The sequence below is a fragment of the Aquabacterium soli genome (assembly GCF_003933735.1).
Classification (GTDB): domain Bacteria; phylum Pseudomonadota; class Gammaproteobacteria; order Burkholderiales; family Burkholderiaceae_C; genus Aquabacterium; species Aquabacterium soli.
Genome location: NZ_RSED01000059.1, coordinates 1 through 924 on the forward strand (window position 1 = coordinate 1; position 924 = coordinate 924).

General features: G+C 63.7%; 1 protein-coding gene. It reads left to right on the plus strand.

The features are described from left to right. Position 1: 1 nt before the first annotated feature. Positions 2-924: GDP-L-fucose synthase (gene fcl, locus EIP75_RS23780; RefSeq protein WP_148100985.1), on the plus strand; the 923-nt coding region annotated here is incomplete at its 3' end.

Consider the following 924-nt stretch of genomic DNA (forward strand, 5'->3'; position numbering starts at 1 on the left):
CATGCAAAAAGACGCCAAAATTTTCGTTGCCGGCCACCGTGGCATGGTGGGCTCGGCCATTGTTCGCCGCCTGCAAGCGGCGGGCTACACCCGGGTCATCACCGCCGGCCGGGCCGAGCTGGATCTGCTCGATCAGCGCGCCGTGCATGATTTCGTCAAGGCGCAGCAGCCTGATTACATCTACATTGCCGCAGCCAAGGTGGGCGGCATCCAGGCCAACAACGTGTACCGGGCCGAGTTCCTGTACCAGAACCTGGTGATCGAGGCCAACCTGATCAACGCCGCGCACCAGGCGGGCGTGCAACGCCTGATGTTCCTGGGCAGCAGCTGCATCTACCCCAAGCTGGCCCCCCAGCCACTGAAAGAAGATTACCTGCTCACCGGCCCGCTGGAGCCCACCAACGAGCCCTACGCCATCGCCAAGATCGCCGGCATCAAGCTGTGTGATGCCTACAACGATCAGTACGGCCGGCAATACATCAGCGTCATGCCGACCAACCTGTACGGCCCCAACGACAACTACGACCTCAACAACAGCCACGTGCTGCCGGCGCTGATCCGCAAGGCGCATGAGGCCAAGCAACGTGGCGACAGCGAACTGGTGGTGTGGGGCACGGGCACGCCCCTGCGCGAGTTCCTCTATGCCGATGACCTGGCCGATGCGTGCGTGTACCTGATGGAGCAGGATTACAGCGGCCCGCTGGTCAACATCGGCACGGGCACCGACATCACCATCCGCGCCCTGGCCGAAACCGTGGTCAAGGTGGTGGGCTTCGAAGGTCAACTCACCTTCGACACCAGCAAGCCCGACGGCACGCCGCGCAAGCTGATGGATGTTTCGCGCCTGCACGGCCTGGGCTGGCAGGCCAGGACCGGCCTGGCTGACGGCATCGGGCTGGCCTATCGGGATTTCCTGGCCAGACA